Here is a 20,565-nt window from a genome sequence, read left to right on the forward strand (position 1 = left end):
ATTTATAATTGGGAGTCAGACTGCGAGTGATAAGATCCGTAGTCAAGAGGGAAACAGCCCAGACCACCAGCTAAGGTCCCAAAGTAATTGTTAAGTGGAAAAGGATGTGGCGTTGCTTAGACAACCAGGATGTTGGCTTAGAAGCAGCCATCATTTAAAGAGTGCGTAATAGCTCACTGGTCGAGTGACGCTGCGCCGAAAATGTATCGGGGCTAAACAATTCACCGAAGCTGTGGATTGACACTTAGGTGTCAATGGTAGGAGAGCGTTCTAAGGGCGTTGAAGCTAGACCGGAAGGACTGGTGGAGCGCTTAGAAGTGAGAATGCCGGTATGAGTAACGAAAGACGGGTGAGAATCCCGTCCACCGAATGACTAAGGTTTCCTGAGGTAGGCTCGTCCGCTCAGGGTTAGTCGGGACCTAAGTCGAGGCCGATAGGCGTAGACGATGGACAACAGGTTGATATTCCTGTACCACCACTCCACCGTTTGAGTAATGGGGGGACGCAGAAGGATAGGGTAAGCGCGCTGTTGGTTATGCGCGTTCAAGCAGTGAGGCGTGGAATGAGGCAAATCCCGTTCCTATAACGTTGAGCTGTAATGACAAGGACCGTAAAGTCTGAGTTCCTGATTTCACACTGCCAAGAAAAGCCTCTAACGAGGTGGAAGGTGCCCGTACCGCAAACCGACACAGGTAGTCGAGGAGAGAATCCTAAGGTGAGCGAGAGAACTCTCGTTAAGGAACTCGGCAAAATGACCCCGTAACTTCGGGAGAAGGGGTGCTCTATTAGGGTGTTAAAGCCTGAGAGAGCCGCAGTGAATAGGCCCAGGCGACTGTTTAGCAAAAACACAGGTCTCTGCAAAACCGTAAGGTGACGTATAGGGGCTGACGCCTGCCCGGTGCTGGAAGGTTAAGAGGAGTGCTTAGCGCAAGCGAAGGTGCGAATTGAAGCCCCAGTAAACGGCGGCCGTAACTATAACGGTCCTAAGGTAGCGAAATTCCTTGTCGGGTAAGTTCCGACCCGCACGAAAGGCGTAACGATCTGGGCACTGTCTCAACGAGAGACTCGGTGAAATTATAGTACCTGTGAAGATGCAGGTTACCCGCGACAGGACGGAAAGACCCCGTGGAGCTTTACTGTAGCCTGATATTGAATTTTGGCACAACTTGTACAGGATAGGTAGGAGCCTGAGATTCCGGAGCGCCAGCTTCGGAGGAGGCGTCAGTGGGATACTACCCTGGTTGTGTTGAACTTCTAACCCTTGCCCCTTATCGGGGCAGGAGACAGTGTCAGGCGGGCAGTTTGACTGGGGCGGTCGCCTCCTAAAGTGTAACGGAGGCGCCCAAAGGTTCCCTCAGAATGGTTGGAAATCATTCGTAGAGTGTAAAGGCATAAGGGAGCTTGACTGCGAGACCTACAAGTCGAGCAGGGTCGAAAGACGGGCTTAGTGATCCGGTGGTTCCGCATGGAAGGGCCATCGCTCAACGGATAAAAGCTACCCCGGGGATAACAGGCTTATCTCCCCCAAGAGTCCACATCGACGGGGAGGTTTGGCACCTCGATGTCGGCTCATCGCATCCTGGGGCTGTAGTCGGTCCCAAGGGTTGGGCTGTTCGCCCATTAAAGCGGTACGCGAGCTGGGTTCAGAACGTCGTGAGACAGTTCGGTCCCTATCCGTCGTGGGCGTAGGAAATTTGAGAGGAGCTGTCCTTAGTACGAGAGGACCGGGATGGACACACCGCTGGTGTACCAGTTGTTCTGCCAAGAGCATCGCTGGGTAGCTATGTGTGGACGGGATAAGTGCTGAAAGCATCTAAGCATGAAGCCCCCCTCGAGATGAGATTTCCCATTGCGCAAGCAAGTAAGATCCCTCAAAGACGATGAGGTAGATAGGTTCGAGGTGGAAGCACGGCGACGTGTGCAGCTGACGAATACTAATCGATCGAGGACTTAACCAAACAAATATGAATGGCTTTCAATGGCCCGTTTATCCAGTTTTGAGCGAACAAGCATATATTTTTTAAAAAAAGCTTGTAAATCTCATCAGACTTGGTATAATAAGTCTTGTCGTTAAAAAAGAATACCTAGTCTAGTGATAATGGCAAAGAGGTCACACCCGTTCCCATCCCGAACACGGAAGTTAAGTTCTTTTGCGCCGATGGTAGTTGGGGGTCTCCCCCTGTGAGAGTAGGACATCGCTAGGCGAAAAAATTTGGAGGATTAGCTCAGCTGGGAGAGCATCTGCCTTACAAGCAGAGGGTCGGCGGTTCGAGCCCGTCATCCTCCACCATGTTTTTTTCTACATATTGCCGGAGTAGCTCAGTTGGTAGAGCAACTGACTTGTAATCAGTAGGTCGAGGGTTCGACTCCTTTCTCCGGCACCACTATTTAGAGCCATTAGCTCAGTTGGTAGAGCATCTGACTTTTAATCAGAGGGTCGTAGGTTCGAATCCTACATGGCTCACCATTTTTATTACTAAGTTGCGGGTATGGCGGAACTGGCAGACGCACTAGACTTAGGATCTAGCGCCGCAAGGCGTGGGGGTTCGACTCCCTTTACCCGCACCATTTTACATTTACATACGAGCGGAAGTAGTTCAGTGGTAGAACACCACCTTGCCAAGGTGGGGGTCGCGAGTTCGAACCTCGTCTTCCGCTCCATAGATTCTTATAATGCCGGGGTGGCGGAACTGGCAGACGCACAGGACTTAAAATCCTGCGGTAGGTGACTACCGTACCGGTTCGATTCCGGTCCTCGGCACCATTTTTTATAAAACAGCATATTTAGCGCCCGTAGCTCAATTGGATAGAGTACTTGACTACGAATCAAGCGGTTAGAGGTTCGAGTCCTCTCGGGCGCGCCATTATTATTAACTTCGGGAAGTAGCTCAGCTTGGTAGAGCACTTGGTTTGGGACCAAGGGGTCGCAGGTTCGAATCCTGTCTTCCCGACCAGTTTATTTTATCCCTTTTAAGGGGCCTTAGCTCAGCTGGGAGAGCGCCTGCCTTGCACGCAGGAGGTCAGCGGTTCGATCCCGCTAGGCTCCACCAATTATCTTATGAATTATTATATCCTGGCGGCCTAGCTCAGCTGGCTAGAGCGTACGGTTCATACCCGTGAGGTCGGGGGTTCGATCCCCTCGGCCGCCATTTTTTAGGACCTTTAGCTCAGTTGGTTAGAGCAGACGGCTCATAACCGTCCGGTCGCAGGTTCGAATCCTGCAAGGTCCACCACTTATATATCTCGGAGGTATACCCAAGTTCGGCTGAAGGGATCGGTCTTGAAAACCGACAGGGGAGTTAAATCCCGCGGGGGTTCGAATCCCTCTACCTCCTCCATTTTTATTAAGTGATTGGTGAAATTTACTACATAGCAATTATTTTATCGTGGTGTGGAACAAATCGCCAAACGAAGATGGCGATTTAACATCGAAGCTGATGAAGATGTCCAATAAGCAATAAGTGTAGGAATTTAGTCTTTGAAACAATAATATTATCGCGGGGTGGAGCAGCACGGTAGCTCGTTGGGCTCATAACCCAAAGGTCGCAGGTTCAAATCCTGCCCCCGCAACCAAATGGTCCCGTGGTGTAGCGGTTAACATGCCTGCCTGTCACGCAGGAGATCGCCGGTTCGATCCCGGTCGGGACCGCCATTTTTATAAAGTATTAAGAATTGGAATAAGCAATGAAGCTGACAAAGAGATTCGAATCTTAGTACAATTTGATAGTGGCTCAGTAGCTCAGTCGGTAGAGCAAAGGACTGAAAATCCTTGTGTCGGCGGTTCGATTCCGTCCTGAGCCACCATATTGCGGGTGTAGTTTAGTGGTAAAACCTCAGCCTTCCAAGCTGATGATGAGAGTTCGATTCTCTTCACCCGCTCCAAATGTGGGCCTATAGCTCAGCTGGTTAGAGCGCACGCCTGATAAGCGTGAGGTCGATGGTTCGAGTCCATTTAGGCCCACCATTCCGAAGTAGCTCAGTGGTAGAGCACCGCACTGTTAATGCGATGGTCGTAGGTTCGAGTCCTACCTTCGGAGCCAATCTGGGGAAGTACTCAAGCGGCTGAAGAGGCGCCCCTGCTAAGGGTGTAGGTCGGGTGACCGGCGCGAGGGTTCAAATCCCTCCTTCTCCGCCAGATAGGCCCCTTGGTCAAGCGGTTAAGACACCGCCCTTTCACGGCGGTAACACGGGTTCGATTCCCGTAGGGGTCATTTAAAAAGGTGCGCTATCTTCGGGATAGCGTGTTTTTTTATGCATAAATGTCGAAATATAGCGAATTGTGACAAGTGGAAATGAAAGCTCTTAAAATTAGCATTAGAATTGGATAATTTACAAATACAAAATAAAAACCGCAACTGCTTATAGAAGCATTGCGGTTTTTCTGTTATTTAAGTAAATAACTAATTAATAATCCTAATCCGAGCAAGAAACCAAATATAGTATTTGTTAATGCAGTATCTTTCATAGCTGGTGCTACTTCAAAATTATGTACTTTCCTCTTAAAAATTAGAATTGCACGTACTGGTTTTTTTACGCTTAACATAATAAGAAGAGCCCAAGGTGTAACTACGCCAAAAATAACTAAAACTATTATCCACACATATGAAACTACGAACAACGCTAGTAATACATCAATGGCTCGTTTACGACCAATTAAAATGGCCATTGTTTTACGACCGCTTTCTTTATCGCCATCTAAATCTCGAATATTGTTAGATAGCATAATTGCTGCAACAAGAAGCATACTTGGAACAGACAGTAATAGAGCAATCGTTGTAATGTCACCTGTTTGAATAAAAAAAGCAATTAAAACAATTAACATGCCCATGAATATTCCAGAGAACAATTCACCAAAAGGAGTATAAGCAATTGGATATGGACCACCAGTATATAAATAACCAATGGCCATTGCCACAGCTCCAACAACAGCTAATAGCCAAGTGGTTTGGATACATATATATATGCCCAATAAAATCGAAATTGCATAAAGCAATAATGCAAGTTGCATAACTGTTTTAGGCTTAACACCGTTTCTTACGATGGCACCACCAATTCCAACTGACTTTTCATTATCTAACCCTCGTGTAAAGTCGTAGTACTCATTAAACATATTTGTTGCAGCTTGGATATGCATACTTGCAAATAACATGGCAAAAAATAAAGTCCAGTGTATTTCAATATAAGAAATTGCAATCATTGTTCCTAAAAATACTGGGACGAATGATGCAGTTAATGTATGAGGCCTTGTTAATTGCCACCATATACGCCAGCCAGTATCAGCTTTTAATTCGTGTGACATGTAGCTTCCTCTCCTTATTCTTTTTTCACCTCCCTTATTGTACTTCATCAACTTAATTATAGGTAGATTGTTTGCTTATCTGATGCTGAATCGTGAATAAAGAGGTATGATAGAAGGTAGGATATTGAAGGATCTTTACATTTTTGTGAAGACCTATTTACGGAGGGAAACTGGATGATTCAGAAGTCAATTACATCCATAGGTTACGCAATCGAAGATCTATCTTCGGGCGTACATTTTTATACAGAAACAATTGAAGTAAGTAGATTATCCTCTATTGCTTTTTTTGAAGCAGGGGAGTCATATAAAGGACAGCGATTTTATTGGCAAAACCGTGAAAAAACATTTACCTTAGTTGGACTTGGTCATGCCCATGTTATTACAAGTTCCTCAGAGGACAAACGCTTTGAGGAAGTTGATAAACAATGGAGTGAACTATGTTCTAAAATTGTAAATGAGGAACATGATTTACAACCAATTTTATTTGGTGGTTTTTCATTTGACCCGGCAAACCAATTATCTTCTGAGTGGGACATGTTCCCTTCAGCTTACTTTGCTGTTCCTTCATTTCAACTGGTTATTCGAGACGACAGAGTTTTTATTAGTATTCATTTAGTAACGAAGGAGAAAGACTCACAACATCGATTTGATCAGTTGCGCTCTGAACGAGATGATTTAATTCATGCAGCGCAAGTAAGAGAATTAAAGCCATATGCAAAACCGTTGTTAACGAACTTAGAAGAGCGTTTTAAAGAACTCTATTTAGATGCGGTTTCTCATGTTACTAAATTGATACGTACTGGAGAAGCTCAGAAAGTCGTGATCGCACGTTCGTTAACCTTAACATTTGCTGAAGATGTCAGTTCGCCTTCAGCCATGTACCATGTGTCAAAAGAACAACCAGAAAGTTTTCTGTTTGGTTTAGAGCTTGCTGACAATTTATTCTTTGGGGCTACACCTGAAAGATTAGTGAAGGTAGAAAATCGAAGAGCACTTTCTACATGTTTAGCAGGTTCTATTAAACGAGGTCAGACTGCAACAGAAGATCAGCAACTTGGCAATGAACTATTGCAGGATTTAAAAAACCTTGAAGAACATCAATACGTGGTTGATATGATTACCAAAGTATTTACTAAATATTGTGAGGCTGTTAAAGTACCAAAATATCCAAAACTGATGAAAATTAGAGATATTCAGCATTTATATACTCCAGTTGAAGGTCAATTGCAAAAAGGTCAAGGTCTATTGCAACTTGTGAAAGACTTGCATCCAACTCCAGCTTTAGGCGGAGAACCACGTGGCGATGCCATGGCCATTATTCGAATGGTTGAGCAAATGAATCGCGGTTATTATGCTGCTCCAGTTGGTTGGATTGATGCTGCAGGTAATGGAGAGTTTGCTGTTGCCATTAGGTCAGCTTTATTAAACAAACAAAATGCGTACTTATATGCTGGTGGGGGAATCGTAGCAGATTCAGACCCAACTTCGGAATATGCTGAAACCTTAGTGAAATTCAGACCGATGTTACGAACTCTTGGGGGCAAGTTAAATGGATAATCGTGCAAACTTAACCGAGTACGTTCATACTATCGTGCAAACTTTTCTTCAAGCTGGTGTTCAGGACGTTGTGATCAGTCCAGGTTCTCGCTCTACACCTCTAGCTTATGCGTTTAGTCAAACACAAGCTTTTAACACATATATGCAAATTGACGAGCGTTCAGCTGGATTCTTTGCTTTAGGATTGGCAAAAGTTAAACAAAATCCAGTGTTGTTGCTTTGTACTTCTGGAACTGCAGCGGCTAACTATTTCCCGTCAATTGTGGAAGCTAACTATGCAAGAATTCCACTCATTGTCTTAACGGCAGACAGACCTCACGAGTTGCGAGAAGTTGGCGCACCGCAAGCTATAGATCAAGTTCATTTATATGGGAATCACGTTAAATGGAGTGTGGATTTTCCTTTAGCGGACGGCTACAAAGAAACGATCCCTTTTGTTGAGAGACATACTGGACGAGCAGTTACTTTGGCAAAGGCTGCACCAATGGGTCCCATACATATAAACATCCCGTTTCGCGAGCCGTTACTACTCGACTTTGATTACGAAGTACAACCATCAACGTACCAACAGTCGATTTCAGGGTCAATTGTTGCTTCTCAATCATCCATTAAGTTGGTTGAAGAGATGATTGTGAATACCAAGAGGGGATTCATAATTGTTGGTGAACTATCTGGTGATTTTTCAAAACAAGATTTTTGGACTTTCGCTAAATCACTTCAGTGGCCAATAATAGCTGATGCACTTTCCCAACTTCGCACGGAAGTTCCTGAAGGATGCCAACATTTGTTGATAGATCAGTACGATGCTCTGTTGAAAAGTGAGAATTTTAAAAAGACAGTAAATCCAGAATTAGTCTTGCGATTTGGTGCACAACCTGTGTCAAAACCACTTTCCCTTTTCTTGAAAGAATATAGACCTGCTGTCTATATTGTTATTGATGAAAATCCTTTATTCCGCGATTCTTTAGGTGTAGCAACTCATCATATACATTCAATTCCACAAGTATTTTGGAATGAAGTAAATCAAGTACAAATCAATGAAACACTGAACATCTGGACACAAGCGAATTCGATTGCAACGGAACATATTGAACGTTACATTGACGAACAACAAGATGAAGGCGCATTTGCCGGAAAGTTATTTAATCTATTACCTGATGGTAGTGATTTAATATCAGGAAGCAGCATGCCAATTCGTGATGTCGATACATTCTTTAATCAAACAACTAAAGATATCGCCATCTATGCAAATCGTGGAACAAATGGAATAGACGGAGTAGTATCAACTGCTCTAGGCATACAACAAGCTAGAAAGCGACCAGCTACCCTTTTAATTGGTGACATTTCCTTCTTACATGATAGCAATGGCTTATTGGTCTCCCGTTTTCACGAGACAGATCTCACCATCGTTGTGATGAATAATGACGGAGGGGGAATTTTCTCATATTTACCGCAGTCCAAGGAAGAAACATATTTTGAGAAGCTGTTCGGCACGCCAACAGGTTTAACATTTGACTCTATCGCAACTATGTATCAAGCAGAATATTTTGCAGTAGATTCAAAGGAAACATTTGAAGATGCTTTTACTACCCGTAAGCTCACGGATTTACGCATCATTGAAGTGAAGACGAATCGTCAAGAAAATGTGATAGCGCATCGTCATTTATGGAGCGGCATCACCGAGGAGTTAGATCAACTGTGGAGCAATTAATTAAAAGTGTTCGAGGAGTAAAGATTGGTTATTCCATCATGAATAAAGAAGCATCTGAGACGATGGTTTTTTTACATGGTTTTACAGGGAGCATGAAAACTTGGGAACCCATAATAGAATGCCTTCCTTCAACAGTCAGATGTATTGCAGTGGATTTATTGGGACATGGTAAGACGGATGCTCCGCAAGAAACACGACGCTATGAAATGAAAGAGCAACTTCTTGATTTACATGCGCTGTTTGTTTCGCTTCAAGTAACTAATTTTACGCTCGTTGGTTATTCGATGGGGGGACGTATTGCCCTTGCTTATACGCTTACTTATCCAAAATATGTTAGACGCTTAGTATTGGAAAGCGCGTCTCCAGGACTGCAATTAGTAATTGAACAACAAGCAAGATTAAAGGCAGATGAATTGTTAGCGATAAAAATAGAAGGTGAAGGATTACTAGCATTCGTTGACTTCTGGCAGAACATACCGCTATTCCAATCACAAAAGAAACTTTCTGATTTGAAACAACAGGCCATCCGACAAGAACGGCTTCAGCAATCTTCTTTAGGATTAGCGAGTAGTTTAAAAGGGATGGGAACAGGAAGCCAACCATCCTATTGGTCACAATTAAATCAATTAAAAATACCGGTAACAATTATTACTGGAGCGCTCGATGAAAAATTCCAGTTAATTGCGCAACAAATGAAAAATTGCATAGAAAACAGCCAACATCTTGAAGTTTTAGCTGTTGGACATGCGATTCATGTGGAAAATCCCGTTCAGTTTGCTACAATAATAATGGAGCAAATGAAATGATTATTTTAGGAGGAAGAGTATGACACGTCAATGGGTATCAGAACGTACATATGAAGATATTAAATATGAAACATATAACGGAATCGCAAAAATCACAATTAACCGTCCGGAAGTTCGCAACGCGTTCCGTCCAAAAACAGTTAAAGAATTACTAGAAGCATTTACATATGCAAGAGACGATTCTAAAGTTGGAGTGATCGTCTTAACTGGTGAGGGTGAAAAAGCTTTCTGTTCAGGTGGAGACCAATCAGTACGAGGCCACGGTGGATATGTTGGGGAAGATGAAATTCCTCGCTTAAACGTTCTTGACTTGCAACGTTTAATTCGTGTAATTCCGAAGCCAGTTGTTGCAATGGTAGCTGGTTATGCAATTGGTGGCGGACATGTCCTTCACGTTGTATGTGATTTAACAATTGCTGCTGACAATGCAATCTTTGGACAAACAGGTCCTAAAGTTGGTTCATTTGATGCGGGTTATGGTTCAGGATATCTTGCTCGTATTATCGGCCATAAAAAAGCACGTGAAATTTGGTACTTATGCCGCCAATATGATGCACAAGCGGCACTTGATATGGGCTTAGTTAATACGGTTGTCCCTTACGCACAATTAGAAGATGAGACCGTACAATGGTGTGAAGAAATGCTTTCCATGTCTCCGACAGCGCTACGTTTCTTAAAAGCAGCGATGAATGCAGATACAGATGGTTTAGCAGGTTTACAACAATTAGCAGGAGATGCTACTCTTCTTTACTATACAACTGATGAAGCGAAAGAAGGTCGCGATGCCTTTAAGGAAAAACGTAAACCTGACTTCGGTCAATTCCCTCGTTTCCCTTGATAACAACATTTCTCAAGCTGTCCTTAAAAGAAGGGCAGCTTTTTCTAAAGGTGGGTTAAACATGTATCCAAACTGGTTAGCACAACGTGTCCAAATGACACCCAATCGATTAGCTTTAACATTTGAGGGCAAATCATGGACTTTTAAACAGTTGTTTGATGAAGTCATGAATACAGCAGGTACAATAAAAACTGCTGGTCTTGAACATGGTGCTCGAATTGCCATACTTGCACCTTCTCACCCTCAATTAATTATTACAATTCATGCTTGCTGGCAATTGGGTTGTGAAGTCGTTTTATTAAATGAGCGATTATCTGATGAGGAATTGGCTTATCAAATTGAAGATGCACAGCCAACTCTTGTCCTTGTGAAAGAAAATTTTCAGGGAAGAATAGGTATATACAAAAAAATCACGCTAGAAGACTTGTCTAAGATGAATTCAAGCACAATCAATATAGAAGAAGAGTGGCCACTTAAACGCACGATGTCTATTATGTATACGTCTGGTACAACAGGGAGTCCAAAAGGTGTTAGACAAACCGTATTGAATCATACGACGAACGCGACTGCTTCCGCTTTTAATATGGGCGTTCAAACCGATGACGTGTGGTTATGTACCATGCCAATCTTCCATATAAGCGGGCTATCCATTTTAATACGTTCGGTTTTATATGGAATGGAAGTTACCCTTTATTCGAAATTTGATGTAGTTCGCGTAGTAGATGATTTAGTAAATGGCAACGTCACTCGAATGTCTGTCGTGTCTGTTATGTTAGAACGTATTTTGAGAGAACTAGAAGAGCGCGGAGAGAATGTCTCGTCTCGCTTTTTGACCATGCTTGTAGGTGGTGGCCCTGTTCCAAGTCATTATTTAGAAAGAGCGATTGCAAGGGGAATTCCTATATTGCAAACTTACGGAATGACAGAAACAGCATCCCAAACAGCCACACTAGCTCCTGAAGATGCTGCTAGAAAATTAGGATCTTCCGGAAAACCTTTGTATTTGAGTTTTATTCGAATTGATAAGACGAATAAACCTTTTGAAGAAGGGGAAATTTGCATTCGAGGTGGGCATGTAACACCTGGCTATATTGGTAAATATGAACAAACAACTTCTCAAGAAAAGGGATGGCTTTACACGGGAGATATTGGCTATTTAGATGATGAAGGCTATTTATTTGTAGTTGATCGCCGTTCAGATTTGATCATTTCAGGGGGAGAAAATATTTACCCAGCAGAAGTGGAGAATGCGATTTTGCAACATCCAATGATTCGAGAAGCTGGCGTTTGTGGCGTGGATGATGAACAGTGGGGACAAGTTCCTATTGCCTTTATCGTTAGTGATGCAGAAATATCGTTGGAGTCTTTACGAGAGTTTTTACAAACAAAATTAGCCCCATATAAATTGCCAAGAAAGTTACATCACATAAAGGAAATGCCTAGAAATGCTTCTAATAAATTATTAAGAAGAGAGCTGAGAGAGTGGGTAACATCCAAATCCAACGAGTAACGTTACATCTCGTGCGCGTGCCTCTTAAAAAACCTTTCACAACGCATTTGCAACAAGTAGAAGAACGAGAAAGTATACTAATCGAAATATTGGATTCAGTAGGACAGACCGGTGTTGGGGAGTGTGTAGCATTTTCATCTCCTTGGTACACCGAAGAAACCGTTGAGACAGCGTGGCTTGCTCTTGAAAATTGGATCATACCTGCTATGTTAAAACATACATTCTCACATCCCGATGAACTCGATACTTTATTATCATTTGTAATACGTAATCATATGGCCAAGTCTACGGTCAATCATGCATTATGGGACTTGTATGCAAAAAAACTAAATAAACCTCTTTGGCAAGTTATTGGAGGAGCATCACAACCAATTGAAGCTGGTATTGTCGTCGCTACTGCAAACAACGAAGAAATGTATAAAGAAATTGAGACTGCGGTGAAAAACGGCTATAAACGTATTAAAATTAAAATTTCACAAACATCAGATCCAAAGCAGTTTAAAAAAATGATTGCACATTATCCTCAAATATTATTCTTTGCAGATGCGAATGGAGCATTTACTGAGCATACGATAGTACTGTTACAGACTTTTGACGAATGTGGTTTTACCTTGATTGAGCAACCCTTTTCAGAACAACATAATGCCGTTTCTGCAGTAGCTCAAAAAACGATGAAAACACCCTTTGCATTGGATGAAAGTATTGGCAGTCTTCAAGATGTTGAAGACATGATTGAACGGAACTCAGGGAAAATAATTGTCATGAAACAGGGTAGAGTAGGTGGACTTTCAAATGCTCTTCGCATTCATGAACATTGTGTCAAAAAAGGTATTCCTATTTGGGTAGGAGGGATGATTGAGTTTGGCGTATCAAAAGCGTTTAATTTAGCTTTTGCTTCTTTGCCAGGTGTTACTTTCCCAGGAGACTTTAGTTCATCCACACACTTTTGGAATCAAGATTTAGCTGAACCATCAATCAACGTAGTCGATGGAGAAATTTTTCTCGCAAGCGAATCAGGTGTTGGTTTCAAGTGGAATTATAAGGTAATGGAGCAATTCGAAGTAAGAAAAAAATTTTTTGAGGCATAAAAAACCACGGAAGGTTTACCCATTCCGTGGTTTATCTTTAATTTGCAGATTGTAAGGCTTTCTCTAATGTCTCTAAATTATGATTCATTAATGTGAAATAAGTTTCTTTATTATCAATATCTTGTTGTGTTAAAACACCTAGGTTATGCATAGTTAATGAATCAGCACCGAGTTCATTTTGAATTACTTTTGTTAAATTAGAAGAGACATTTTGTTCAAATAATATCGTTTTAATATTTTTATCTTTTGCTATTTCCACAATTTTAGTTAATTCTTTTTGAGAAGGTTCATCTTGAGAATTCAAACCTGCAACTGCTACTTGCTCTAGTCCATAGGTTCCAGCTAAGTAACCAAATGCCGAGTGTGATACAAAGAATGTTTTATTTTTTGAAGCATTTGTCATCTCTTTGAAGTCTGTATCTAATTGTTCAAGCTCTTCTACTAAAGCTTCATAGTTTTCTAAATAAGTTACTTCATTCTCTGGGTCTTTTTTAATTAGTGAATCTTTTATTGAAGATGCAAGACTCACACTAATTTTTGGTGAAATCCAAAGGTGAGGATCAATCGCTCCATGTTCATGGTCATCGTGACTTTCTGCTTCATGAGCGTCTTCTTCATGAGCGTCTTCTTCATGAGTGTCTTCTTCAAGACCTTCACTTATTGCTAATTCTTGATCAGAAACGGCATCAGCAGTTGCAACCATTGTGACATCTTGCTTTGCCAACGTTTTTTTCGCATTTTCAACGAATCCTTCAAGTCCTAAACCAATATAAAAAAACAAGTCAGCATCTGCTAAAGCCATCATATCCTGCTGTGTGGGGTCAAATGTATGCTCATTGGCACCTGCAGGATAAACGGATTTGACATTTACTTTGTCTCCCCCAATACGTTCTGTGAAATAAGCGAGGGGATATACCGTAGTATAAATAGTTAAAGCATCCTTGGTTTTAGAATCACTAGTAGATTCACTAGTTACTAAATTATTATCACCACAAGCAGCTGTAAATAATACTAATACAGCAACTAAACTTAATAAGAAAAATTTCTTCATAAATAAACTCCTTTAAATAGTAATGATTACGATTTGATTTAAGAACATTGTAAGTATACTAGAAATGAAATTAAAACACAAGAAAAAAATGACTCTTTTTCAAGAAGTCATTTTTTTTCTGGCCACTCTTCAGGAACAGGGTCATAACCACCTTCATCAAATGGGTGGCATCGTAAAATACGTTTCCCTGCTAAGTAACTTCCCTTTAATGCTCCATGTTTTTCGACTGCTTCAACACCGTAATGAGAGCATGTTGGATAAAAGCGACAACTAGGCGGAGTCAAAGGAGAAATGAATTTTTGATAAAAACGAAAAACTCCAATCACAATGATTTTCAAAGATCTTCATCTCCTTGGAACGTTTTCTTTGGTTTAGGGTCGATAGAGTGTTTACTTGACCGTAATTTACTTTGTGTTAAAAATAACATTAAAACCATTCCAAGAACACTAAAAACAGCAACTATTAATAAAATCCACAATGCCATACTTTACACCACTCTTTAGGTTTATTTTAGTGACTTTAGTGGTAAAGTGAAAGGAAAGAAGCTTAAATAAAAATTAGGAGTGTGAAGATTTTATGTCAGCATCATTAAATATTGAACTTAACAAGCAAGTTGCAACTTGGTCCGTTGTGTATACAAAATTACATAATTTCCATTGGTATGTTAAAGGACCACAATTCTTTACTTTACATGCTAAGTTTGAAGAACTTTACAATGAAGCAACTCTTCATATGGATGAAATTGCAGAGCGTTTGTTAACACTAGGTGGAAAACCAGTTGCAACATTAAAAGAGCATTTAGAATTATCGGATGTAGCAGAAGCAACTGGTGAAGAGTCCACTGACCAAATGGTTGAGACTGTTGTACAAGATTTCGACAAAATTATGCAATCCTTGAAAAAAGGGATGGGCGAAGCTGCAAAAGATGAAGATGATATGACGGAAGATTTACTAAATGCCGTCTACCAATCAATTGAAAAACATCAATGGATGCTAAAGGCATTTCTTGGGGAGACAAATAAATAAGCTTTAAAGCAAATTCCTTTATAGGAGTTTGCTTTTTTAAATTCAATTATTTTTTGATGCATGAAATGTTTAGTTAATGACATGCTAAAAAAAAGGGGTTGAAAAAATGCCGAAAGTGTTTGTATCCGTCAGTCATCATCGTTATTATTTAAACCCAGATGATTCACCCTGGGAATATGAAATTGAAGCCAATCCTTCAGATTTAACCGTACTTGATCAATTATTTGATCAAAAAGATCAACATGAATGGAAAAATTTTTGGAGAGCTCATTTACCTTATGTTCCTTATCATTTGGATCCGGAAAATGATGAGATAGATTTACGCTTGAAAAAATTATATGCTTTCATTCATGAATACGGTAATGAAGAAGCAAAACAACAAATTGAGACTATGCATTATTATAGTTGAATGCTTTGCATGCCTTCGATACACTAATTGAAAGGAGTGTAGAAGGCATGTTTTCTTTTGTAGATCAGCACGGGATTAAAGTTACGTTATCATTCAATAAAAATGTCTTCTCAATTCCTACAACACATGTGCTTGTGTTAGCAAATATTCAAGAGAAGTGGTTGCTTACTAAACACACAAAAAGGGGTCTTGAATTCCCTGGAGGAAAAGTAGAGCCTAACGAGACAATAGAACAAGCAGCAAAACGGGAAACAACAGAAGAGACGGGTGTGCTAATCTCGCATCTGGAATGGTTTGCTGAATATATGGTCCATGATGAAAAGCCATTTTGTAAAGTGGTTTTTCGTGCAACTGTAGACTCTGTCGAAACAAATTTCGAGAAGTTTGAGACGGAAGGACCGGTATGGGTTACGTTACAAGAATTCTTTAAATCAACTAATCTTAGTTTTCATATGAAAGATGAAGGAATGAGAAAAATGTTGAAGCAGGTGATGATAGATGAAAGAAGACGCCACAATTGAACAAAAACGTTGTTACCCCAGTCCGAATCCTCAAGTAAAGTTAACTGAAATTATCTATTGGTCATGTGGATTTCGAGTAAAGGGGTTACTTGCAGAGCCTGTAAAAGAAGGCACCTATGAAGGCATACTTTATTTACGTGGAGGTATACAAAGCATTGGTATGGTAAGACCCGCTCGAATTGCACAATTTGCTGCACAGGGATTTATTGTGTTTGCTCCTTACTACCGAGGAAATCGAGGAGGAGAAGGGCGCGATGAATTTGCTGGTGAAGATCGTTATGATGCGGTGAATGGAGTAGACGTATTAAAACAGTTTCTTTCTGTCGATCGAATTCATTTATTTGCTTTCTCAAGAGGTGGAATTATGGCGTTATGGACAGCCATTTTACGTAATGATGTTACGTCAGTCGTTACATGGTCTGGAGTGTCAGACGTTATTCTTACCTATGAAGAACGAAATGATATGCGACGTATGATGAAACGAGTAATTGGTGGAAATCCGAATAATGCTAGTGTAGCTTATGAAAACCGACAACCTTTACCTTGTATAAATGATATCACTTGCTCGTTATTAATTATTCATGGGGAAAAAGATCGAAATGTAGGTATTGAGCATGCTTTCCGATTAGAAAAAGCGCTTGAAAAAGAAAAGAAAGTGTTTGAAACAATGTATTTTAAAGAACTAACACATTTTTTTGAAGCAAAAATTAATTCGCAAATTGTTCATAACCTTACCACTTGGATGAAACAACAATGAGGATGATATAAATGAAACATATTAGGATTCATTTAGAAACTACCCATACAGCAAATAAATCTTCAATTCCAATAAATACATTTTATTGGGAAAAAATGTGGGATTCATATACGATTGACTTTGCTTCAGTCGAAATTCTATGTTGGAAAGAAGAAGTGAAACAGATTCATGAACTTTCTACCATTTCTGCTCAATCTGACGACCAAGGTCTAGTAAAGTTATTCACTATCTCATTAAATAAAGATAATAGATCCTACTTACGTAATCAGTCAGTTGATTCAAATGGTGGATTAAAATGGTTCACTTTGCACTTCTATAAAAAAGATATTCAAATGCTTGAAATTGGTCAATATGGTTCTGAAATTGTTTTGTATGGTGTGGAAAAAAAAGAAGCAGATGAATTTCAAGAACTATTTTTTAAAATCAAACACGCTGAATACTTCACTGAGCACTTGATATAAGTAGAAGAGGGTTCCTTAAGGGGATTTTACATATTGGAAAAACACGCAAAGTATATGAAGTAGATGACTTTTAGTTTCTCATAATAAATTGTTTGTCACTATAAGAAAAAAAGGGCCTGCACAAGAAGTGCAAGCCCTTTATATTTAGTTAATTGGACCGCCTTTAGAAACGATTTCTTCAGAAACTGATCCGAATTTATTAAAGTTTTCACGGAATTGATTTGCTAATTCATTTGCTTTTTTATCATATGCTAATGGGTCTGCCCAAGCATCGCGTGGGTTTAATACAGTAGAAGGGACACCAGGTACTTCTGTAGGGATAGCTAAAGCGAAAACAGAACCTGAATCTGTTTTTACATTGTCTAATTGCCCTTTTAGTGCAGCACGAACCATTGCACGTGTATAAGAAAGTTTCATACGTTTGCCAACGCCATATTCGCCGCCAGTCCAGCCTGTATTAACCAAGAATACTTGTGCATTATGCTGATCAATTTTCTTGCCTAGCATTTCTGCATAAACTGTAGCAGGCAATGGTAAGAATGGAGAGCCAAAGCAAGTTGAGAATGTTGCTTGTGGAGTTGTAATTCCTCGTTCAGTTCCCGCAAGTTTCGATGTGAAACCACTTAAGAAGTGATACATAGCTTGCTCTTTTGTTAGCTTACTGATTGGTGGTAACACGCCAAAAGCATCAGCTGTTAAGAAAATGATCGTATTTGGATGACCGGCTACAGAAGGGTCAACGATATTATCAATTGCTTGTAATGGGTATGCAGCACGTGTATTCTCAGTCAATGATATATCGTCGTAATCTGCAATACGTGTTTCAGGATCCACGACAACGTTTTCTAATACTGAACCAAAACGGATAGCATCGAAAATTTGTGGTTCATTTTCACGTGTTAGGTTGATTGCTTTTGCATAACAGCCACCTTCAATGTTGAATACACCATTATCTGACCAGCCATGCTCATCATCACCGATTAACTTGCGATCAGCATCAGCTGATAACGTCGTTTTTCCAGTTCCAGATAAACCGAAGAATAAGGCAACATCACCTTTTTCACCAACGTTTGAAGAACAATGCATAGACAAAATACCTTGCTCAGGAAGCAAATAGTTCATGATAGTGAAAATTGATTTTTTCATTTCCCCAGCATACTCTGTACCACCAATTAAAATAATTCGTTTTTCCAATGAAACAATTATAAACGTTTCAGAATTTGTACCATCAATTGCAGGATCTGCTTTAAATGAAGGTGCACATAAAATAGTGAATTGTGCTTCATGAGACGTTAGCTCTTCTTCAGTAGGGCGAATGAACAATTGATGTACAAATAGATTATGCCACGCATATTCAGTGAAGACTTGTAGAGAGAGGCGAGATTCTTTGTCAGCTCCTGCAAAGCCTTTGAAAACATATAACTCATCTTTTAACTTTAAATGATTAATAACCTTATTATATAAAGATGAAAAAATTTCAGACGAAATTGGAAAGTTTACTGAACCCCAATCAATCTTGTCTTTTGAAATATCTTCTTCAACAAAAAACTTATCTTTAGGAGATCGACCCGTATACTTTCCTGTCTCCGCTTTTACAGCACCAGTTGATGTTAAGACAGCTTCTCCACGTGATGTCGCTTTCTCCACTAATTGTGGTACTGAAAGTTGAATATGCACGTTTTGGCCATTTAACAAGTCGTTCAGCTCGTTACTAGTGTTCACTGAATTCATGTATATGTACCTTCCTTTTTCGAATATTCCCGTATATAGGGTCAATTGATTCATGAATTAGTATAACACATTACGCTCAATAATCTACACTCATAGCCTCAATAATTTCACGTTTTTTCCATATATTTAATTTGTACATTTATATCGAAAGCAAACAAATATTTGACATCAGAGGATTAGTTTATTATGATATTAAATTGAACGGATACTCTTATCCCGAGCTGGTGGAGGGGTCAGGCCCTATGAAACCCGGCAACCTGCAGTTATGAACCAATTAGTAATTGGCAAAGGTGCTGAACCTGAAGCAAGGTGAATTCCTTGGATGATAAGAGTGAAAGGTGTCTATTAATCATACCGTTCCTCATGTGTTCTACGTGAGAGAGGGTTTTTTTTATGACATCTCCCTTTATCCTCGTGTGCAGAAGCCTGATTAGGCGGAAGGTTTTATTCGACTGAATGAGGCTTGGCATGGGAAATGAGTACCGTTTGAATTTTCCGAGAGCAATCTCGAAGGATAATAGGAGGAAATACTAAATGACAAATCGTCGTCTATTTACATCAGAATCAGTAACAGAGGGGCATCCAGATAAAATTTGCGATCAAATCTCAGATGCAATTTTAGATGCAATTTTAACCGATGATCCAAACGCACGAGTAGCGTGTGAAACTACAGTAACAACAGGTCTAGTACTTGTTGCTGGTGAAATTACAACATCAGCATATGTGGATATTCAAAAGGTAGTACGTCAAACTGTTCGTGATATTGGTTATACACGTGCAAAATATGGTTTTGACTCAGAAACATCTGCAGTACTAACTGCAATTGATGAGCAATCTGCTGATATTGCAATGGGTGTTGACCAAGCACTAGAAGCCCGTGAAGGATCGATGACTGAATCAGACATCGATGCAATTGGAGCGGGTGACCAAGGCTTAATGTTCGGGTATGCTTGTAATGAAACACCTGAGTTAATGCCACTTCCCATTAGTATGGCTCATAAGTTAGCACGTCGTTTGGCAGAAGTTCGTAAAGAAGAAATTCTTCCATATTTACGTCCAGACGGTAAAACACAAGTAACTGTTGAATATGATGAAAATAATAAACCATTGCGTATTGACACAATCGTTATTTCAACTCAACATCATCCAGAAGTAACGCTTGAACAAATTCAACGCAACATAAAAGAATACGTTATTAAACCTGTTGTGCCTTCAAATTTAATTGACGAAAATACAAAATACTTTATAAATCCAACTGGTCGCTTCGTAATTGGTGGACCACAAGGGGATGCTGGATTAACGGGTCGTAAAATTATAGTTGATACTTATGGTGGGTATGCACGTCACGGTGGTGGTGCATTTTCAGGTAAGGATCCGACTAAAGTTGACCGTTCAGCAGCATATGCAGCACGTTATGTAGCGAAAAACATCGTAGCAGCAGGGCTTGCTGATCGTGTTGAAGTGCAGCTTGCGTATGCGATTGGTGTTGCACAACCTGTATCAATTGCGATTGATACATTCGGTACAGGTACAGTAGCAGAATCCAAACTAGTTGGTTTAGTTCGCGAATTATTCGACCTACGACCAGCTGGGATTATTAAAATGTTAGATCTTCGTCGACCAATTTATAAGCAAACTGCTGCTTATGGGCACTTTGGTCGAACAGACATAGATTTATCTTGGGAAAAAACTGACAAAGCAGCAGCTTTGAAAGAAAAAGCAAACAACTAACATAAAAATGCCGTTCCAGTTAATTCTGGAACGGCATTTTTATGGGGAAATTGATTTGTACAGGAATAA

17 protein-coding genes, 20 tRNA genes, 2 rRNA genes and 1 riboswitch (1 of these 40 running past the window's edge) are annotated in these 20,565 nt (G+C 40.3%); of the genes, 34 read left to right on the plus strand and 5 right to left on the minus strand.

Annotation, left to right across the window (positions count from 1 at the left end):
- From E2636_RS05310 to E2636_RS05415, 22 genes are all read left to right on the plus strand, one after another.
- A 23S ribosomal RNA gene (locus tag E2636_RS05310) occupies window positions 1-1,958 on the plus strand (it extends 972 nt beyond the left edge of the window).
- Window positions 1,959-2,088: 130 nt separating this feature from the next.
- A 5S ribosomal RNA gene (gene rrf / locus E2636_RS05315) occupies window positions 2,089-2,204 on the plus strand.
- A gap of 10 nt (window positions 2,205-2,214) precedes the next feature.
- Window positions 2,215-2,290 (plus strand) — tRNA-Val (locus E2636_RS05320).
- 18 nt (window positions 2,291-2,308) lie between these two features.
- Window positions 2,309-2,384, plus strand: a tRNA-Thr gene (locus E2636_RS05325).
- 7 nt (window positions 2,385-2,391) lie between these two features.
- Window positions 2,392-2,467, plus strand: a tRNA-Lys gene (locus E2636_RS05330).
- A gap of 16 nt (window positions 2,468-2,483) precedes the next feature.
- Window positions 2,484-2,568: transfer RNA gene (locus E2636_RS05335), tRNA-Leu, on the plus strand.
- Between the two features lie 18 nt (window positions 2,569-2,586).
- Window positions 2,587-2,661: transfer RNA gene (locus E2636_RS05340), tRNA-Gly, on the plus strand.
- 14 nt (window positions 2,662-2,675) lie between these two features.
- A tRNA-Leu gene (locus E2636_RS05345) sits at window positions 2,676-2,764 on the plus strand.
- Window positions 2,765-2,787: 23 nt separating this feature from the next.
- A tRNA-Arg gene (locus tag E2636_RS05350) sits at window positions 2,788-2,864 on the plus strand.
- A 13-nt stretch (window positions 2,865-2,877) separates the two neighbouring features.
- Window positions 2,878-2,954, plus strand: a tRNA-Pro gene (locus E2636_RS05355).
- A 20-nt stretch (window positions 2,955-2,974) separates the two neighbouring features.
- Window positions 2,975-3,050 (plus strand) — tRNA-Ala (locus E2636_RS05360).
- Window positions 3,051-3,075: 25 nt separating this feature from the next.
- Window positions 3,076-3,149, plus strand: a tRNA-Met gene (locus tag E2636_RS05365).
- Window positions 3,150-3,156: 7 nt separating this feature from the next.
- Window positions 3,157-3,233 (plus strand) — tRNA-Ile (locus E2636_RS05370).
- Between the two features lie 12 nt (window positions 3,234-3,245).
- A tRNA-Ser gene (locus tag E2636_RS05375) sits at window positions 3,246-3,338 on the plus strand.
- 158 nt (window positions 3,339-3,496) lie between these two features.
- Window positions 3,497-3,573, plus strand: a tRNA-Met gene (locus E2636_RS05380).
- Window positions 3,574-3,576: 3 nt separating this feature from the next.
- Window positions 3,577-3,652, plus strand: a tRNA-Asp gene (locus tag E2636_RS05385).
- Window positions 3,653-3,728: 76 nt separating this feature from the next.
- Window positions 3,729-3,804: transfer RNA gene (locus tag E2636_RS05390), tRNA-Phe, on the plus strand.
- Window positions 3,805-3,808: 4 nt separating this feature from the next.
- Window positions 3,809-3,882: transfer RNA gene (locus E2636_RS05395), tRNA-Gly, on the plus strand.
- A 5-nt stretch (window positions 3,883-3,887) separates the two neighbouring features.
- Window positions 3,888-3,964 (plus strand) — tRNA-Ile (locus E2636_RS05400).
- Window position 3,965: 1 nt separating this feature from the next.
- Window positions 3,966-4,040 (plus strand) — tRNA-Asn (locus E2636_RS05405).
- A 4-nt stretch (window positions 4,041-4,044) separates the two neighbouring features.
- Window positions 4,045-4,135: transfer RNA gene (locus E2636_RS05410), tRNA-Ser, on the plus strand.
- A 4-nt stretch (window positions 4,136-4,139) separates the two neighbouring features.
- A tRNA-Glu gene (locus E2636_RS05415) sits at window positions 4,140-4,211 on the plus strand.
- A gap of 173 nt (window positions 4,212-4,384) precedes the next feature.
- Here the strand turns inward: E2636_RS05415 and E2636_RS05420 are convergent.
- The gene (locus E2636_RS05420) at window positions 4,385-5,299 is read right to left on the minus strand and encodes a 1,4-dihydroxy-2-naphthoate polyprenyltransferase (RefSeq protein ID WP_134209289.1); all 915 of its coding nucleotides are present in this window, start codon (window positions 5,297-5,299) and stop codon (window positions 4,385-4,387) included.
- A gap of 174 nt (window positions 5,300-5,473) precedes the next feature.
- On the opposite strand from E2636_RS05420, the gene E2636_RS05425 reads away from it, so the two are divergent.
- From E2636_RS05425 to menC, 6 genes are all read left to right on the plus strand, one after another.
- Window positions 5,474-6,856 carry an isochorismate synthase gene (locus tag E2636_RS05425; RefSeq protein ID WP_134209290.1) on the plus strand — a complete coding sequence of 461 codons (1,383 nt, stop codon included), beginning with the start codon at window positions 5,474-5,476 and terminating at the stop codon, window positions 6,854-6,856.
- Complete coding sequence (gene menD, locus E2636_RS05430; protein WP_134209291.1) at window positions 6,849-8,567, plus strand: 2-succinyl-5-enolpyruvyl-6-hydroxy-3-cyclohexene-1-carboxylic-acid synthase; 1,719 nt, start codon at window positions 6,849-6,851, stop codon at window positions 8,565-8,567. Before E2636_RS05425 ends, menD begins: the two co-directional genes overlap by 8 nt.
- Window positions 8,555-9,373 carry a 2-succinyl-6-hydroxy-2,4-cyclohexadiene-1-carboxylate synthase gene (gene menH / locus E2636_RS05435; RefSeq protein WP_208324163.1) on the plus strand — a complete coding sequence of 273 codons (819 nt, stop codon included), beginning with the start codon at window positions 8,555-8,557 and terminating at the stop codon, window positions 9,371-9,373. Before menD ends, menH begins: the two co-directional genes overlap by 13 nt.
- Window positions 9,374-9,392: 19 nt before the next feature.
- Window positions 9,393-10,211: a 1,4-dihydroxy-2-naphthoyl-CoA synthase gene (menB, locus tag E2636_RS05440; protein ID WP_017380002.1), complete on the plus strand. Its 819-nt coding sequence runs from the start codon at window positions 9,393-9,395 to the stop codon at window positions 10,209-10,211.
- 61 nt (window positions 10,212-10,272) lie between these two features.
- The gene (locus E2636_RS05445) at window positions 10,273-11,721 is read left to right on the plus strand and encodes an o-succinylbenzoate--CoA ligase (protein WP_134209292.1); all 1,449 of its coding nucleotides are present in this window, start codon (window positions 10,273-10,275) and stop codon (window positions 11,719-11,721) included.
- Complete coding sequence (menC, locus tag E2636_RS05450) at window positions 11,694-12,809, plus strand: o-succinylbenzoate synthase (protein WP_134209293.1); 1,116 nt, start codon at window positions 11,694-11,696, stop codon at window positions 12,807-12,809. The genes E2636_RS05445 and menC overlap by 28 nt, the downstream gene beginning before the upstream one ends.
- Window positions 12,810-12,846: 37 nt before the next feature.
- Here the strand turns inward: menC and E2636_RS05455 are convergent, their stop codons facing one another.
- The 3 genes from E2636_RS05455 to E2636_RS18910 all read right to left on the minus strand — a co-directional run bounded on the left by E2636_RS05455 (window position 12,847) and on the right by E2636_RS18910 (window position 14,344).
- Window positions 12,847-13,860, minus strand: a complete 1,014-nt coding sequence (locus tag E2636_RS05455; protein ID WP_134209294.1) for a metal ABC transporter solute-binding protein, Zn/Mn family — start codon at window positions 13,858-13,860, stop codon at window positions 12,847-12,849.
- Between the two features lie 107 nt (window positions 13,861-13,967).
- Window positions 13,968-14,198, minus strand: coding sequence for a membrane protein insertion efficiency factor YidD (gene yidD, locus E2636_RS05460; RefSeq protein WP_134209295.1), 231 nt, complete (start codon window positions 14,196-14,198; stop codon window positions 13,968-13,970).
- Window positions 14,195-14,344, minus strand: a complete 150-nt coding sequence (locus tag E2636_RS18910; protein ID WP_166669484.1) for a hypothetical protein — start codon at window positions 14,342-14,344, stop codon at window positions 14,195-14,197. The genes yidD and E2636_RS18910 overlap by 4 nt, the downstream gene beginning before the upstream one ends.
- Before the next feature lie 92 nt (window positions 14,345-14,436).
- Here E2636_RS18910 and E2636_RS05465 point away from each other — a divergent pair, with 92 nt between their 5' ends.
- The 5 genes from E2636_RS05465 (at window position 14,437) to E2636_RS05485 (ending at window position 17,034) form a co-directional block, all read left to right on the plus strand.
- Window positions 14,437-14,886 (plus strand): Dps family protein, encoded by a 450-nt coding sequence (locus tag E2636_RS05465; protein ID WP_134209296.1) that lies wholly within the window; start codon window positions 14,437-14,439, stop codon window positions 14,884-14,886.
- A gap of 106 nt (window positions 14,887-14,992) precedes the next feature.
- Window positions 14,993-15,295: a transposase gene (locus tag E2636_RS05470; RefSeq protein WP_134209297.1), complete on the plus strand. Its 303-nt coding sequence runs from the start codon at window positions 14,993-14,995 to the stop codon at window positions 15,293-15,295.
- A 47-nt stretch (window positions 15,296-15,342) separates the two neighbouring features.
- On the plus strand, window positions 15,343-15,816 hold the full coding sequence (locus tag E2636_RS05475) for an NUDIX domain-containing protein (RefSeq protein WP_134209298.1): 474 nt from the start codon (window positions 15,343-15,345) through the stop codon (window positions 15,814-15,816).
- Window positions 15,794-16,573, plus strand: coding sequence for an alpha/beta hydrolase family protein (locus tag E2636_RS05480; protein WP_134209299.1), 780 nt, complete (start codon window positions 15,794-15,796; stop codon window positions 16,571-16,573). The genes E2636_RS05475 and E2636_RS05480 overlap by 23 nt, the downstream gene beginning before the upstream one ends.
- An 11-nt stretch (window positions 16,574-16,584) precedes the next feature.
- Complete coding sequence (locus E2636_RS05485) at window positions 16,585-17,034, plus strand: hypothetical protein (protein ID WP_134209300.1); 450 nt, start codon at window positions 16,585-16,587, stop codon at window positions 17,032-17,034.
- 144 nt (window positions 17,035-17,178) lie between these two features.
- Here E2636_RS05485 and pckA read toward each other — a convergent pair whose 3' ends face one another.
- Window positions 17,179-18,765 (minus strand): phosphoenolpyruvate carboxykinase (ATP), encoded by a 1,587-nt coding sequence (gene pckA, locus E2636_RS05490; RefSeq protein ID WP_134209301.1) that lies wholly within the window; start codon window positions 18,763-18,765, stop codon window positions 17,179-17,181.
- A 208-nt stretch (window positions 18,766-18,973) separates the two neighbouring features.
- A riboswitch (SAM riboswitch) is annotated at window positions 18,974-19,097 on the plus strand.
- A 202-nt stretch (window positions 19,098-19,299) separates the two neighbouring features.
- Between pckA and metK the strand changes: the two genes are divergently transcribed.
- Window positions 19,300-20,496 carry a methionine adenosyltransferase gene (metK, locus tag E2636_RS05495; RefSeq protein ID WP_134209302.1) on the plus strand — a complete coding sequence of 399 codons (1,197 nt, stop codon included), beginning with the start codon at window positions 19,300-19,302 and terminating at the stop codon, window positions 20,494-20,496.
- The last annotated feature ends 69 nt before the right edge of the window (window positions 20,497-20,565 follow it).

The organism is Paenisporosarcina antarctica (genome assembly GCF_004367585.1).
Classification (GTDB): domain Bacteria; phylum Bacillota; class Bacilli; order Bacillales_A; family Planococcaceae; genus Paenisporosarcina; species Paenisporosarcina antarctica.